Raw genomic sequence first — 17,256 nt, forward strand, 5'->3', positions numbered from 1 at the left:
CATGCGACTTTCATCGCACCCAGCGCGCCATCAAACTAACTTACTACCCTTCATCGGGGTTCAGCACGTCATGCCCTCACGGTACATGTTGTGCTTACAAATTTCACTTTTGTCTGTACTTTAATACCTTTTTAACAACTTTATCGTCTGTATTTAGCGGTATTGGGCCATTGTTGACCATTCGATAACAGTCATTGCATAGCCATATAAGATTTTGCACTTTATTTACTTTATCAGGCGGTAGCCCCTTGTTTATGTGATAACAAAACTTCTTGTTGTCTAAAAATAGCGGTTTCTTACAACACTTACACTTCCCTATATCCCTGTTGTATGCATACTCTCGATTCATAAAGTACTCAAAATTAAATATTGTTTTAGCATAAACCGATAGTTGAATATCCCTTGCAGTATTTACAGATGGCCTGTCACATGGAAGCGATTTACTTTTGCTTCGATAATAACTGTAAATCCGTCTTCCTTCTTCTGTGTATGGCGTCATACGCTGGTCAAATGGTTTACTTTCGTATTTACTATGCGTTATAAAAGCCATAGTAATTCCAAACCATTCCCCTTCTATTGGGACAGCAAATGTCTTGCTTTTATATCCCTCATGCCTGTGTGGTAGATTGCAAAGGTTTTCCAACGGAATCTGATACTTGTTGTAGTGCTTGGGGAATCTTCTTTTCCATACCGCCAATGCTGTATTATTCGTTCTTCTGTCAATGGCATGGAATACATGGGAACAAATAGAAGGTTGCAAGTATTGTGCAACTCCAACAATCATTGAATTCACACGTTGTATTTGTGTCGCTTGCAGATTTCTTTCCGTTACTTCTCCTATCTTTCGTACTTCATCAGCAATCGTCTGTATTTTGGATTTTAACCTTTCCATATCTGGAAACGATTTACCTACCAGATTATCTGACCATGTCCTCGGATTGGGAGTTTTACGTTTTCTCTCTGCTTTGACCACAAAACCCAAGAAATGTATTCCTTCGGTTCTAAGGTCTGTTACAAAGGTCTTTTCCTGTGATAATTCCAACTTCATTTTGTTCCAAAAGTATTTTGCTAATAGCTTTTTCAATCTGTAGGCTTCCCGTTCTGTTGATGTGAGCGTTACCCAATCATCAGCAAATCTGAAATTATACTTTGGTGTTACGCCCGACCACTTTAATCTACGTGTATCATTGCATTTATGCTTACACTGTCTATGTGGCTCCATATACATCCTACCTACAAACCAATCAAAATCATTCAGATATACATTTGACAATAAAGGGGAAAGAATCCCACCTTGCATTGTTTCTACATCCGAATCGTGAATTAAGCCACTTTCAATATACCCAGCCTTTAGCATTTCCTGTATTAGTTTGAGTACCCTTTTATCATGGATTCCAATTCGCCATATTTTCTTTAACATTATTCTGTGGTCGATATTATCAAAACAGCCCTTTATATCTCCCTCAACTGCCCATACAGGCTGGTCTTTAGAAAAAGTAGAAGCATTTATCACATTAATAATGTCACGTATGGCATGTTTCTGTACCCGATATGGGCGAAAGCCATAACTATGCGGATAAAATCGTGCTTCACAAATAGGCTCTATAATAATCCTCACACATTCCTGTATAATTCTATCCAAAACTGTTGGAATACCCAGTGGGCGCTGTTTTCCATTCTTCTTAGGGATGTATACTCTTCTTGCCGGCTTTGGCTTATAATCTTTGAAATTATCTCTTATCAGTGCAACGAGTTCTTCTTTTGGCATTTGCAGATATTTGTCCATCTTCACCTGGTCAACTCCAGCCGTTTTACTACCTTTGTTTGACTTTATGTTGTGAATAGCAGTAACAATAGTTACTTCATGAACCATTGCTTCTATAAGACCTGTAAATGTGATTCCCTCTTTTGATTTATCATAGAGAAAATCCAAAGTCTGTTTCATTTCTGTTTCTGTTGAAAATCTGACGTTCAAATGCACAAGGCTATCACCTCGCAGTTCATCACCCTTATTTCAGGGAGTTTAAATTCTCTTTCTTTGTGAAATTTGTAAATTAGTCTGACTAGTCCCCTTCGCCTTAGGTATTTCAGCCCTTGTAATTGGCTCTCCCAATCTCTGACTACTATGGGACTGCTGACTTCCTGTGCCTTCATCGCTTTGTACAGCTCCAGCACAGGCTCTCAAACGTTCCTAAATCTCTATCCTTTTGTGAATTTAACCACTTGAAGACTTTAGGCTGCTACCTTACACCGTAGGAACAAATACACTTTGAATCACAGTTACCGTGTATTCCATAGAACATTTCATTTCTATGGGAATAGCATGAAAAACCAGCATACTATTCTTTCCTAATATTTCGCCCTTTCGGACGCCGTCAACTCTTACGATGCTGCATAGCTTTCCCTTCGTATAGCCATAGTCTTCGGAAGACCGCACTATTTATTCCATATCCATAAGGACTTAGGACATCAAGTTACGACTTCTTCACGCTTTATACATGGGTGGGTACAACCACCTCGCATAGTGAAGTATTATCTCGCACACCGCCTACGGTTTTGATATACCATCGTCAGCGTTGATTCTGTGTGGCAAGGGTAATTCTCCCTTGATTTTGAGATTTAAGTTCTGACAGTTCATTCTTATTAATAAGTGATTTCTGTCGGTCGTTTTCGGTAGATTTATCAGTCTACCTTGTGCGACAACGTTTCGCACGATTTTTATATGAATGAGCTTCATCCACAAAAAGCTTATCAATTCCCAGTTCCTCGAAAGTTACCACATCATCTTTTTTATAATCATCATTAAGTTTCTTTAACTTTGCCTCCAGACTTTTCTTTGTCTTTTCAAGCTGTTTTACACTAAATCTTTGATCCCTGTCTCTTTTATATTCTCCGATAAATTCCACAATCTCATCAATCTGACTTTTAAGTTCATACTCCTGTCTTTCCTTTGAAATCGGGATTTTCTCAAATTGACTATGACCTATAATAACCGCATCATAGTCTCCTGTTGCAATCCTACTGCAAAACCTTTTCCTTTTATCCGGTGTAAAGTCCTTTTCCGTAGCACAAAGTATATTGGCTGCCGGATAAAGCTCGTTAAATTCACGCCCGAACTGTTCTACTATATGATTTGGAACTACAAACATGGCTTTAGAACTCATCCCAAGCCTTTTAGACTCCATCGCAATTCCTATCATCTCAAAGGTCTTGCCCGCTCCTACTTCATGTGCAAGCAGTGTATTTCCTCCAAAAAGCCCCCTTGCTATTGCATCTTTTTGATGAGGTCTAAGCTTAATTTCAGGGTTTATCCCATCAAAGGGCAAATGACTTCCGTCATACTCCCTTAATCGAATGGAATTAAATCTTTCATTATATTTTTTCACCAGCCTGTTTCTTCTGTCCACATCCTCAAAGATCCAATTTTTAAATTCTTCTTTGATAATTTCCTGCTTACTTCTTGCAAGCATGGTTTCTTTTTGATTTAGAACTGATGTTTTTCTTCCGTCCGAATCAATTATCTGGTCATATACTTTAGTATCTCTAAGATTTAGACTATCCTCTATAAGCTTATATGCACTCACTCTGCTTGTTCCATAGGTAAAATTAGCCAGGTCGTTATTTTTATCTGTGCTTTTTCCCTCTACCCTATACTCCCCTGTAAAATCCGTATATTTAATATCTATATTCCATCTGTTTGATGCGGAGGTCTTTAACAGATTAAACATAAAGCTCTTATAGTCTTTTTCAGGTATCCATGTAGAACCCATCTTGACAGTTATATCACTTGCTTCAAGAGTTTTCGGCATTACTTCTTCCAGTCTTTTTTTCTGATAATTAAGATCGGATAATTCCTGTTTTAATACTGAAATTTTCTCTGTTATTTCCGATTTATGTGATAATTCTTCCTGATTGGATCTTCCTGCTTCAAATCCCGATTGTAATTCATGAGGCTTATCTAACTCTTCCTCATTCCTTTTAATTTCATAATCTATATTTTTTATATATGCGTCTACTACTTCTATTTTCTCTCTGATATTACCTGATAAATATTCATCTGCACTGACATAATTTCTTGAAAAATCTCCCAAATCTAAAGCTGATGAAAAAGGAGTAATATCACTTGGCTCAAAACTGTCAAGATTTAGGAATATCTCTCCTTTTAGTCCTTCTATCAGCTCTTTTCTTATATTTCCTGTAAGTTCCTCCATATACTCAAGGTTGACATTTCCCTTTTGAGATATGGAAAGGATCAGTGCTTCGGTTAAGTTATCCGTATGTTCTATTAATTCCGCTTTTTTAATGGTTCTTTTTGTAAAAATATCAGACTTGCCGATAAAGTTACCCTCTTTATTAAGGTTTTCCAAGGTGGACACTAAAGAGTAGTTGGCATCCTCTTGCAATAATCTTTTATTTGCTCTTGAATTAATTAGTCCATACTTACCTGAAAAATCATCATAAAGCTTATTTAATCTGCTTTGTAATGCTTTAATTTCTCCTTCCGGATAATCTTGCCTTTGATAGGTAATTACTCCTCTTAATACTTTTTCTATTTCAAGATATGCCCCTATCTTCTCTTCATCAGCCTTATTTAGAAGTACCCTTTGCATAATTGAGTTTTCTCTAAAGTACACCTTATCTTCAATCACTACATAGGAATAATTTTTAACATTGTCATCAGCCGGAAGTGTTTCCGTTTCAAGTTCTTCGTTTAACTTCGCCTTTTCATAAGTAACTTTTATATTTTTAATTGCATCCTCAAGCTGTTCTTTTATCGGTTTACTTTCATCTGCAATGCAAGAAAGAGTAGTGCCGAACCTCCCCGGTACTTCCTGCATATTTCCAAGTACCATATGTGGATTATCTACAAAGTATTTGTTATAGCTTAGTCCCTTCCTGTCCTTATCAAGCTTAACCCAGTCCTCATCTATCTTTAACAGCCTGTCCCTTTTCTTTAAGAAAATAATATCACTTGTTACCTCTGTACCGGCTTCATCTTTAAATATATTATTCGGCAGTCTTATTGCTCCCAGAAACTCTGCACGCTCACTGATATATCTTCTTATATCCTCATTTCTTTTATCCATTGTACCTGATGAAGTTATAAAAGCAATTATTCCTCCGTTACGCACCTTATCCAGTGTTTTGGCAAAAAAATAATCGTGAATAAGAAAGTTGTTTTTTTCATACTCACGATCGGATACCCTATACTCTCCAAAGGGTACATTTCCTACAGCTATGTCAAAAAGATTATTTGAAAAAGCAGTCTTTTCAAAGCCTTTTACCTGAATGTTTGAATTGGGATAAAGCTTTTTAGCAATCTGTCCGCTGATACTGTCAAGTTCTATGCCGTAAAACTTTGAGTTTTGCATTGACAAAGGCAGATTTCCTATAAATCTTCCCGTTCCCATACTTGGCTCTAAGATATTTCCACTCTCAAATCCCATATCGGATAAAGTATGATAAATAGCATCTATTACTACCTTAGGTGTATAAAAGGCGGTAAGTGTACTCTCTTTGGCAGCCTCATACTCTGAAGGTAATAGGTTTTCTTTTAAGAACATCCTTGCTTCCTGCCACTGACCACCCCGCTCTTCATCAAAGACATCTGAAAGTCCTCCCCAACCTACATACTTGCTTAAAATATCCTGCTCTTCTTTACTTGCATTTCTGTTTTCTTTACCAAGCTGTTTTAGTACCTTTATTGCTTCAATATTGTTTTTTAATCGTTCTGACGGTGGTAGGACTTCATCTTCTCTTGTTATCCTGTAATTGACGGGGGAGATATTTTTCACATATTCTCCGCTTGTATAGGTTTCTTCTTGCCTTGGTATTTCACTTAAGGCTTCTTTATTTAAGACAGGTAACTCTTCTTTATCTACACTCTCCTTTAGTGATTTTTCTGCTATAGAAAGTATCTCAAAATCAAGTTCATTTTCATTTCTGAATGCAATAATCTCACTTCCTGTAATAAATCCGGTAAGATACCCTTCATTACCATCCAATTTTATTGTCTTATAGCTTCCATAATCCCTTGTTTCCGAAATCAGGTATTCCTTTCCTTGATATCTTACCTGCATACCCTCTTTAAAAATTGGCTCATTTACATTCTCTTGTTCATTTGCCTTTTTAATCTGCCCATTTATATAACCTGTAAGGAGTATATTTCTGTGGTTATCATCAAGTAAATATGGAAGATTTTGCAGCATCTTTTTGTAACTGTCATAAGATATTGCTACATTAGTATATAATAAATATCCGTTATACCTTAAAAGCTGCTTTAATTCTCGGTTTTTCATATCTAAGACAAGTTCTGCTTCATACCCGTTTTCCCCGTCTATGCTGTTCGTTATATGCTCCGGTACTTTTAAGTTTCCTTCATCTACAGTCTTTTTAAGCAAAGTAAAGTCTTCATTTTTAGAGTTATACTGATATCCTCCGGCTTCCTTTTCCTCTTTAAAAGTCAAAGCAGATATAATCTCATTTTTAGCTCTAAGCTCTGATGCATTTTTATTTTCTTCTTCAGATAAATTAACTTGTCTTTCACTTTCTTTTTTACTATAGGCAGTATTTTGATTTAATATATTTTCTTTACTTAAACCCTTTTCTCTTTCTATTTGTAACTCATAGATCTTTTCGGCTTCTTCATAAGATACTTCCCTTTCATCCTGAATTAGAAGAATTTCTTCTTCCCTTTGTATATCCGAATTAATGTCGGTACCGGTTTCTTTATCCGTTATATCCTGTTCTTCTTCCGGATTAAAATTCTCCGACTCTATATTTTCTTCTTTTAATTTTTGCTGTTTTTGTATATTGGATGTAACATCCTTATTTTCGTATCGATCATTCTTTATTAAGTCTTTAATCCTTAATGCCACTTGACTCCAGCTAAGCATAACTTCCGGAGAGTTTCCCTTTTTAAGACCGATTCCCTTAGCATCATACCATTCACTGCTTCCCATACTTCCTGATAAAGCATGTGAGCTTCCACCAGTGCCGTACTCATTTTTTAGAAATTCCGCCTGTTCTGAAAGTGTATGATTTTCATTAAAAAAGTCGGCAATCCGTTTTTTACCTTCTGAAATACCGCTTCCCCGTCTTAAATTTTCATCTATCTCATCTTCTGTGATAAATTCTTTTATCTTCGGTAGTTCAATAAGACCTGAACCAAATTCCTTCCTTGGTATCTCCAAATCATTTAACCTTTGTAAAATCTCATCCGGCTTATGAAAATGAAATCTTAATATCCCCTTATTTTCCATATAGTCCTGTAAAAATATGCTATATTCTTCTCTAAGCTTATTTCTAAATTCATGACTTCTAAGCTTTTCTGCAAGTTCTTCGGTTTCGTCAGGAAATCCGTTTTTTTCTGTTCGGTCAAGAACCTGTAGGTAAGCTTCTTTTAAATCATCTGCAAAATCTCTTTTTAAGTACCACAATTTTTCTACAAGTTCTTTTCTTTCATAGGAAAAGGCTTCAACTACTTCTACATTGGTTGCATATTCACCGCTTTCAATAAGTTCTCCTATACGTTTCGCTACATTACTCCATGATAAAATCTGCATAGGATTTGTTTTTGATGAAATGTCATTGGATAAGTAAACTCCTTCTTTATCATACCATGCACAAACCTTATTCCCGGCTACCTCATAACCGTTTCCACCTCTAAAGTTGCTTTGAAGGAAATCAGCTAATTCTTCTATACTTTTTCCCTTGGAATACTCAGCCAAAATCTTTAATCTTAGGTCTTCTTCATTTCCTCCATAAATTAAAACCGTATCTACTTCTTTTTGCTGTAAGGGCAAGTTAAATCTCACCTGACCGCCTTCATTCCCGGCAAAAGAAAAAGAAGTCTTTTCAACTTCCCTTTCAATATTTCTGATATTTAGTTGTGAATCACTTTCTATACCCAGACTATCTGTTCCAGTACCATTCTTGTAAGTGTCATATTGAGATTTTTCTTCAGTCCCGTGTATTTCAGAAAATCCTCCGACTTCAGTTCGTTTGTCAGCCCCCAGATTTGCATCATTTTCGGCTCTTCCTTCTCCAAAAACTCCTGTGCCTGCTCCTCTATATTTAAAAGATGCTCCATCAGTGTCTCTTTGTAATACATGCTCTGATACTGATTCTCCCTGTTCTCCTTCAGGAATTTGAGCCTCTCCCTGCCAAATCTGTTCAGCCTGCTCTGATCTATTATCTTTGGCATCTTGATATTCGGTATCAAAACTTCCTCTCCATCTTCCACCTTCTCCAAACTGTATGTTCCCCCCTGTTTCTCGAACAGATTCTCTTTGACTATCGGGGTGTAGGTTTCTTCTTCCAAAAGATATTCCCTGTCCGCCAGTATTACTGTTTCTCTCATCAGCCAAGCCTCCTTTATTTTCTTCTATCTCATTATTTATTACTCCGGTATTTTCACTGCTATCATTTACATTATAATGCTCCTTGTTGGTCTTTGTCTGCTCCTTTATCTCTATTTCTTTAAGTTTTTCTCTATCACTTATTTTCTGTATTTCTCTTCCGATAGCTATAAGCATTTCTTTGGAAATTAAAGATATTTCTCCAAGAAGGCTGTCAATATCCTGTCCATGCTTAATACCTGATACTGTTTTCAGTTTGCTCTCATCAACAGGAATACCTATATCCATTCTTTGTGCCAGTGAAACCTTTATGGATTCTGCGATAAATTCAATCAGTTCTACCTTGGTATAACTCTTAAGTGTATCCTCCGTCAGCATATCAAAGATGGTATATATCCTTTTCCTAACATATAAATCTATAAGAGCGGTTATCTTTTCTTCCTGTAAAAAAAGCAGCCTGCTGTTTCTTTCTTTAAAGCTGTCAATCAGTGAATCTATCGCCAAAATATGTTTCTCAGGTTCATATTTCCACAGTTTTACTTCATTGATTTTATTTCCTATACTGACTGTTTGACTGACATCAAATACATACTTTACCTTTGGTATGCTTCTACTTAAATCAAGAATCGGTATTCCCTTTTCTCCTCTTTTTACACTTCTCCCAAGCTTTTTCCAAAAATCATACTCCGCACAGGCAGTTGCTCTCTTGTAGGTACTGTAAATACTTAACTGGTGCATGTATGAATATTTATAGTTATTTCCCATTGTCTTTAGAAAATCTTTGTAGGCACTTACATCCCTTCTGATTTCCTCTAAAGAGTGAGATAAAATATCATTGATTTTTTCAGTTGAATATCTTGGCATCTTTCCCTCCTTCTTCTTATTTTCAGTCTCTTCTTGTTTTGCATTTTTTGTAATATTATCTTTTTCTTTATTCCAATCATAAAACTTTCTTATGCCGTTCATTGCCCTGTCTGCAATATAGTGTATATAGTCCGTACTTCCTCGCCTTTTATACCACTTGTTTCTTTTAAGCCCGCTATTTTCCATAAGGCTGATTGACTTTTCCACATCTGAGGTGTAATAAAGCAACCTCCCCAGCATAAAAAAATCAGCCTCGGACCGGCTGTTAAAATAGTTTTGATAATTCCCGTTATATATCTGTCTTAGATCTTCTCCGCTATAGTTAAAGTATCTCCTATTAAAAAGTATATTTAGAATATCATCTTGCGAGAACCTGTTTTTATAAGCCAAACTGCTTGGAATTAGATTAATCCTACCCGCTTTGCCTTCTACGGAGTCTATACTTGGCATATATGTTTTATAAAGCGGCAACAGCTCCTGATTGATATTTACTATTTTACTTCTGTCTTTATCCTTTAATATATTCCCGGTTATCGTAAAAAATCTGTCCCTGTCATAAATTTCAAGGTTTTTATATCGCTTCCTTTCTCCCGGTACTTTACCCTTTCCTATAAAATGCAGTCCTGTTTTTGACGGAGAGATTTCCGCATAGGTGGAAATCCCTCTTAGAAAATCTGCTGTCATGGAAGCGGCATTTAAGTCAATACTGTATTCCATTATCTCATCACTTACCTTATCTATATCAATTCCTATATACCCGTCCCCTAAGAAAAATCCCAAGCCGGTTCCTTGATTTTTACATAAAGCATCCATGCAATCCTTGTAACTATTCCAAGTTTTTTTATCATTTGACTTGGCAGGTTTTCCGTTTAGCATAATAGGCATTTTTGTGTTTTTTCCGTCTCTTACAATGATTTTATAAAGACACCATCTTTTCTCTCGCTTTAATTCATCAGGAATATTTTTATATTTGATAAGGTCGGCTTCTTTCATTATATTTCCATTCCCTTATCCTTTTTTACTGTCTTTTCTCCTTTCCCATTTTCTTCCTGTCTAATCTTTTGTTGATTTTCTTTAAGTGTTTTTAATACGGAAGGTTTTCTTTCCATACTTTTAGGCTTTTTCTCATTGCTTTTTTGAATGTTTGCACCTTGCCTTTCACCTCCATTTCTCACAGCTGTTTTTTCACTTGACTTAATGTCTTTATTTTCATTATCCGGTTGACTAATCTCTTCCTTATTTCCCTTATTTAACTTTTCCTCATCCTTTTGTATCTCTTTAGATAAAGTATCCAGTTTTTCAAGGCAGTTATTAAGCTTTTTTTGCTGCTCTTTTATGAAACTTTGCATTGAGTTTACAAGTCCCTTTACAATTCCTATTTTCATCTCAACAAACTTTTCCTGTGCCTTCGTAAGGTTATAGGTAAGCTGATGTTTCATACTGTCATAAAGGTGCTTAATACTTCCTACCGCCTTTTCCTGAAGATTAATAAGAGATTTCCCTACTGCCCTAATATCCTTGGCAATAAGTGAGCTAAGGCTTATATTATCCATTTCATTAAGTCTTTTGATCTCCGCCTTAAGACCTGTTATTTCATCTTTAAGTGCCTTTAACTCTTCAATATTTACATCAAAGTCATTATTTTTTAGCTCTTCTTTAAGCTCCCCGGCAATTTTAAGCTGTGTATCCGTATTATCTTCTAAAAAGTCGGCTGTTTTTGTATATTCTTTTTTGATCTCATTTATAACTTCCTTGGTCTGTTCTTCCTGTCTTTGAATGTTTTTATTATCGTTCATTTCGTCCTCCTTATAATTCTGTTCTTTATTGTTTTTATACTATTTTTTATAAGATCCATTGTAGTTGCGTAATTCCTGTATAACCTACTTCCCATATAAACCATGCAAATGCAATGGCATTGCTTTTATACTTTTCAAACTCGGCATTTTTAGCACAGTTAAGTCTTTTGGAAAATACATATACCTTTTTTATAGGATATTTTTTAAATAACTCATATCTTTTTTGTCCCTCCAAAAATGCTAAGCGAAAAAGCATTGCAATTTTTACTTTCGGGACAGATATTTCAAGGGCGTGTTTTAGAAATTTATCCGCACAAAAATAAGGCGGATTGGTTACTATGTCTAAGGTATTTTCCTTAACCGTAAAAAAATCCACCTCTCTTTTGCTTCCATATCCTCTGTAACAAATATCCTCCGCTTTTACCCTGTATCCATGCTCTTCAAGTACTTTTCCGATATGCCCCTGACCGCAGGCAGGCTCATATATTGTTTCTCTGAAATTTTCTCTTATTAAAAGCTCCTTTGTTGCTCTTTTATCTGTGGCATAAAAATCTAAGACCTCTCTGTCTTTATCAAGTTTCATCAATGTATCAAACATAGATTATCTTCCCTGATACTTGGCAACGGTTTCTTTTATCTCGGTTTCAATACACGATAAAAATGCCTCATTTGATGCTTTACCCAGTGCTATATCAGAAAGTTTAATTTCCCACTTGGCTGTTGTTTTAGCCAACTTAAAGTTATCCTCCACTATCTCTATAAGAGCTTTTCCTTTTTTGGTTGCAATAAGATTTTTCTTATCTCTTTCTATAAAATCCTTGGAAATCAGATTTTCTATAATACCTGCTCTTGTTGCCGGCGTTCCAAGTCCCCTTCGCTCAACCTCAATTCCCTTTTGCAGTGCATCATTACCTGCAATCTCCATAGCCTTAAGAAGAGTATCCTCTGTAAAATGCTTTGGTGGTGTCGTATATTTTTCTTTTATCTCTTTATCCTTGATTTTAAGTACATCTCCCACATTTAAATCCGGTAATACAACATCTTCATTTTTCTTTGAACCGTACTGTTTAAGATATTTTGTAAAACCTTCATCTGTAATAACCTTACCGTTTGCCTTAAATTCAAATACATCACCCTGACTTTCATATACAGCAACAATCTTTGTCATATTTTCAATTAGGGGATAGCCTGCACTTGCATGGAGTTTATTTAAGATAAGTTTATATATTTTTCTTTCACTTTCAGGAATTGTGGACATATCTTCCTCTAAAGAACTTACTGTAGGTATGATTGCATGGTGATCCGTTACCTTAGCTGAGTTAAAAATAACTTTAATTCTTTCTGTATCAAAGTCATTTTTGCCAAGTATGTTGTTTACCGTATTTATAATCATATCTTTCGACAGATATCGGCTGTCCGTTCTAGGATATGTAATCATTTTCTTTTCATAAAGGCTTTGTGCATAGTCAAGTGTCTGTTTTGCACTGTATCCGAAGTACTTGTTACATTCTCTTTGAAGTGTTGTTAAATCAAACGGCAAGTCAGGCTTTGTTATCTTCTCCTTTTTCTCCACATTTCTTACTATGATTTTATTTCCTACCACATTTACTAAATCTTCTACGATTTCAAGACTGTCTATTCTGTCTGTTGAAAGAGTAAAACCGGTAAAATAAAGCTCACCTATATAATATTTTTCTTTCTTAAAAACCGCTATTTCATCATCTCTTTTTACTATCATGGCAAGTGTGGGTGTTTGTACTCTTCCAACAGAATAATTTTGATTGTAAATAAGGGAATAAAGCCTGCTCATGTTCATGCCGACAAGCCAATCCGCCTTACTTCTGGCAAGAGCTGATCGGTATAGAGCTTCATACTCTTTTCCATCTTTTAACTGCTTAAAGCCTTCTTTAATTGCCACATCTTCCATTGATGAGATCCAAAGTCTTTTGATATTCTTTTTACAACCTGCCTGCTCGTACACAAGCCTGAAGATTAACTCTCCCTCACGCCCCGCATCACAGGCATTAATAACCTCTTCAACCTCTTTAGAGTTCATCAGCTTTTTAAGAGTATTAAACTGACCCCTAGTTGCCTTTACAACCTCGTACTTATACTTGCTCGGAATAATCGGTAAATCCTCCAATCTCCACTTACCGTACTTTTCATCATAAGCTGAAGGACTTGCCATCTGTATCAAATGCCCCACACACCAGCTTACAATATATCCACCTCCCTCATAGTATCCGTTCTGCCTGCCGGTTGCACCAATAACCTTGGCAATACTCATTGCAACACTCGGCTTTTCACATATCACTAAATTCATTTATAAATCCTCCTTTTTTTGCATGAAAAAAGGCAATCAGAGTTTTTCCTTCTGATTACCTTTTGGTTTTACTATTTATTTTAAAATATAGCATTCCAAAGCAGTACGATAAATTGCTTTAGTACATTTATGCTTTTACCTTATTTATTACATAATTCGATAATTCTTCGACACTTTGCTTTTCATTTTCTATTATATACTTAACAATAATTTCCACTAAATTTTCTCGATCCTTCCTCATAGATTTAACTTCATTTATTAAGACACCATACAATGATTTTCCATCGTTATCTTTAGCTTTGACCTCTTTTTGATATTGGTTCAATATATCTAACAGCGGTCTCTTTTGAAATAAATACGTATCTAGTAGAATAAATAATTTTTTATCCTTATCGCGCACTAGCTTGGAATATAAATACTTTTCTAAACTTGCTATAGGAAGAAAATCTACTTTTATACCAGAATATTGTTTATGCCTTGAAAAAAAATCTGGCACTTCATCCTTAATATCTTTATCAAGAACAACCGCTAACTTTGTTCCTTTTTGCAAAAGATTAGATGTGGTAACATCATATGCCATTGTAATTGTGTTGGTCCATCCACCTGTTGGAAGTATTTTAATGCGTATATTGTTAACTAATTGTTTCTCTAATAACAACTTTTCTATTATTAATTTTGCTAAATCATCCTCGACAAGAATTACCATATCATTCCCATATCCATCATCGCCATATAAATTACGTGTAGCGTACGCAGGATAACAGGGATTAGTAACCATGATATCATTATCCCAAAATGAAGATAAATAAAATATATTTTGAGCTTTGATTTCTCTCAATAAATCAATTGAATGTGTAGAGAAAAAAATTGATAATTCTAGTTCTTCTGCAATATGTTTCAAGAAAACAACTAAACGTCTCAATGCTGATGAATGCAAAGCCAACTCTATCTCATCTAAAAAAACAATGCAAGGATATTCATTGTTTTTTTTTCTTCTTTTGCGAACATATTCAAGGGACTGCAAAATGCTTAACAGTAGGTTCTCCCCAGTAGACATTCTAGGCTGACTAATAAATTGATTTCCTGCCTTTTTTATACAAAATGCCTCTCTTGTCAATCCTATATTTTTTGCAGAGTTTTTCTTAACCAAAAATAATTCTTTATAAAATTCTTCATCATTTTTTAGAATTTGCCCTAAATTTTTATAAACAAACTCTCGTGCAGGTTCAAGGTCATTTTTAGTCAAATTATCCAATTTGTTGATTGTAGATATATTTGTATCCTTAAATCGATTACCAAATATTATACTTCCTTCATAAAATCCGCTAATATTCATCCTATTTTTAGAAGATTGGCTTGTCCACACTTTACCATTACATTCCCAACTTCTTGTCATTTCATTTAACATAAAATTAATACTTGCATTCTCTGGTCTTCCAAAAAATTCAATCATTGGCATTTGATAAAACACGGATGATGCACATGAAATAAGAGTACTTTTCCCCGATCCATTTTCTCCAGTAATTGCATATATACCGGATCGTAATGGGAATTCAAAATCTAATAGTTTTATCCCTTTAATATTTTGTATTTTCATCTTAAGCACTTGTTCGTTCATGTGTACTCTCTCCTCATTTCTTTTATATTTTCTATTTAGATTTGAAAATAATATATGATTTATTATTATAATTCATAATCTAAAACTAAAGTTTCAACTCTTCAAATTCCTGTTTTTCTTTTATTCATCTTCTTTCCTCTCTTTCCTAATGTGCATTTAATACACTCTTTGCTAATGTTCCGCTCTTTAGCATCATGAGCCCCAATAAAACTGCATAGCAAAGAATCATCATCGTGCTTTTGTGCATATCCGTGATTTCTATTGTTTTTACCAGTACTGCGTATATTCCAAGGCAAACCATGATAAAGAGTCCTTGTAGTCCCAGGGCAAACAAGCCTTTAATGTAGTTCGTTCCAATCTGTCCCCATTCCTTATTCCCCATAGTGGCAAAGGGAATTGCCGAAACAGAAGCATAAACATAGATTTCAAACATTCTTCCGTAGACAATCACCATGACCAAAATAGAGATTGCCTGCATGGCAACTTTGATTAAGGAGATTTCAAAAAGAATCGTTATAAGCTCCCCTAAGGTTTTTCCCTTAATGGAATCCACCATAGCGATAATTTCATCTCCTGAAACAACAGCAGTTGTATTGATGACTCCTGCCGCCTTATTGACCATGTTTTGAGCCACATCAAAGACTGCCATGGAAAACTCAAAGGAATGAGACACTAACCAAACAGCAATCCACATCTTGATAATGTATTTGAAAAACTCAAAGGTATCGGTATCATGCATGGAGTTTTTTTGCATTACCACTTGAATTAATTCAATACAACAGATTGCTGTAAGGATTATTACTGCTATGGGTAAAACAACATTTTCATTGATTGATTTTATGAAGGCAAATACCTCCGAGTTCCATGAACTCGGAGTTTTGCCAACCTCTCCGGCAACTGTTCCCACTTTCTCATTAATATCTAAAAGCATTGCCGAGAGATTATCCTTAATTACATCAATCATGATATTCTTGAAAAACTCATCTATTTTTCCAAATAAATCCAACATCTTAATTAAGTACAGTGGCAAGTAGCGGAATTAGTTTCAGCCCTATTAAAACTATTCCACCCCCTGCCATAAGCTGCTTAATTCCCTGTGATTTCGCTCCGGGGTTGTCATTTCCATAACCTTCAAGCAGGTTTATGACTCCCCATGCTCCAAGTCCTGCCCCTATTGCTGTTACCAAAATCTTTAATACATCTACCGCCTGTGTAAAAAATGCCATTATTCTTCCTCCTCATTTACTGTGTTTTTTGTCTTATCTGCCTTGTTAAGATGTTTTACAATAAAGTTTCTATAACTTTTATCTTCCTTTTTAACCTCTTTAAAATAGCCGAAAACATGAATAAAATCGCCTTTTTCAAAGTCCTTTGTAAGTTCGACTTTTTCACCGTAAACATTACAATTTATATATTCCTTCTTTTTCTCTCCTACCTTTCCCATCTTTCTAAATAGGGTAAAATTAGCAGCTTTAACTTCGCCGTCCTTACCCTTAATAACTTTTATCTCTACTTCATTAATCAGATTTCCGTTGATGTTAAGCATTTCTTTTTGCATATAATTTCTCCGTTTTCTATTTGATTTAATCAAAAAAAGACCACAACTTCTTTTTAATTTGTTATAGTCTTGTCTATATTTTTTATATTTAATTTTATCGCTTTCATTCCGACTTCTGCTCATTTTGAACTGAAGTCGGAGGGCTTCTTACCATTGCTTTCACTTAACCATTTCTCCTTTTCTTTAACAAAAAAAGACTTAGATTTGATTTATCTTAATCCTTTACTTTGCCCAACCTCTTCCCTGCTTTTTTAATTCTCATTTCTATCTTTTCCCATTCATCCATTTACTAATCCTTTCAAAAATTCGGTTTGATATTAACTTCTGCTCATTTTGAACTAAAGTTATCCCGAGTTTACCTATCAACCTCCACCACCTTTACCCTCATTTCTTCTTTTAAGTTGACCTTATCTCTTCTTCTTAAATATTTTTCTATATCAAAGGCATTTTTCTTGTTGTAGTCTGAAAGCAGCTTATAATTTTTATGCTTTGTAATATCGAACTTATCTGAATAAAAAGGTCTTGCTCCTCTTATCTCCAGTATGCACTTCCCACCGTCCATCACTTTAAGTTCATCCCTGCTCATCAGTTCCTTTCCAAGCTTTTGATAGTTCAGTCCGAAAGATTTTTGATTTGACCTTGTTTCCGATGTGTTATACAGGTCTATGGTTTCTTTTCCTAAGTTCTCTGACAACTCCTTTATGGTTGTTCCTTCCTTTCCACCCAAAAATAATTCA

General features: G+C 35.2%; 11 protein-coding genes and 1 pseudogene. All 12 read right to left on the reverse strand.

Features of this window, described 5'->3' with window-relative positions; genetic code table 11:
• Positions 1-103 precede the first annotated feature (103 nt).
• Positions 104-1,981 carry a reverse transcriptase domain-containing protein gene (locus tag HMPREF0381_RS12605; protein ID WP_008752389.1) on the reverse strand — a complete coding sequence of 626 codons (1,878 nt, stop codon included), beginning with the start codon at positions 1,979-1,981 and terminating at the stop codon, positions 104-106.
• A gap of 706 nt (positions 1,982-2,687) precedes the next feature.
• Positions 2,688-7,565, reverse strand: coding sequence for a DEAD/DEAH box helicase family protein (locus HMPREF0381_RS16005; protein ID WP_408610955.1), 4,878 nt, complete (start codon positions 7,563-7,565; stop codon positions 2,688-2,690).
• Between the two features lie 338 nt (positions 7,566-7,903).
• On the reverse strand, positions 7,904-8,362 hold the full coding sequence (locus HMPREF0381_RS16010; protein WP_408610956.1) for a TnpV protein: 459 nt from the start codon (positions 8,360-8,362) through the stop codon (positions 7,904-7,906).
• Between the two features lie 949 nt (positions 8,363-9,311).
• Positions 9,312-10,217 (reverse strand): annotated as a pseudogene (locus HMPREF0381_RS16015) (hypothetical protein); the annotation flags it as partial.
• On the reverse strand, positions 10,217-11,020 hold the full coding sequence (locus tag HMPREF0381_RS12620; RefSeq protein ID WP_008752392.1) for a hypothetical protein: 804 nt from the start codon (positions 11,018-11,020) through the stop codon (positions 10,217-10,219). The gene HMPREF0381_RS12620 and the pseudogene HMPREF0381_RS16015, both read right to left, overlap by 1 nt.
• A gap of 46 nt (positions 11,021-11,066) precedes the next feature.
• Positions 11,067-11,618 carry a hypothetical protein gene (locus HMPREF0381_RS12625; RefSeq protein ID WP_008752393.1) on the reverse strand — a complete coding sequence of 184 codons (552 nt, stop codon included), beginning with the start codon at positions 11,616-11,618 and terminating at the stop codon, positions 11,067-11,069.
• Between the two features lie 3 nt (positions 11,619-11,621).
• Positions 11,622-13,343: a DNA topoisomerase 3 gene (locus tag HMPREF0381_RS12630; RefSeq protein WP_008752394.1), complete on the reverse strand. Its 1,722-nt coding sequence runs from the start codon at positions 13,341-13,343 to the stop codon at positions 11,622-11,624.
• A 127-nt stretch (positions 13,344-13,470) separates the two neighbouring features.
• Complete coding sequence (locus HMPREF0381_RS12635) at positions 13,471-14,961, reverse strand: ATP-dependent nuclease (protein ID WP_008752395.1); 1,491 nt, start codon at positions 14,959-14,961, stop codon at positions 13,471-13,473.
• A gap of 145 nt (positions 14,962-15,106) precedes the next feature.
• Positions 15,107-15,970, reverse strand: coding sequence for a VirB6/TrbL-like conjugal transfer protein, CD1112 family (locus HMPREF0381_RS12640; protein ID WP_008752396.1), 864 nt, complete (start codon positions 15,968-15,970; stop codon positions 15,107-15,109).
• Position 15,971: 1 nt separating this feature from the next.
• Positions 15,972-16,187, reverse strand: a complete 216-nt coding sequence (locus HMPREF0381_RS12645; protein WP_005541812.1) for a Maff2 family mobile element protein — start codon at positions 16,185-16,187, stop codon at positions 15,972-15,974.
• On the reverse strand, positions 16,187-16,519 hold the full coding sequence (locus HMPREF0381_RS12650; protein WP_008752397.1) for a single-stranded DNA-binding protein: 333 nt from the start codon (positions 16,517-16,519) through the stop codon (positions 16,187-16,189). Before HMPREF0381_RS12650 ends, HMPREF0381_RS12645 begins: the two co-directional genes overlap by 1 nt.
• A 355-nt stretch (positions 16,520-16,874) precedes the next feature.
• Positions 16,875-17,256 (reverse strand): TraM recognition domain-containing protein (locus HMPREF0381_RS12655; protein ID WP_154647131.1); only part of this gene is annotated, 382 nt, incomplete at its 5' end.

The organism is Lachnoanaerobaculum saburreum DSM 3986 (assembly GCF_000185385.1).
Classification (GTDB): domain Bacteria; phylum Bacillota; class Clostridia; order Lachnospirales; family Lachnospiraceae; genus Lachnoanaerobaculum; species Lachnoanaerobaculum saburreum.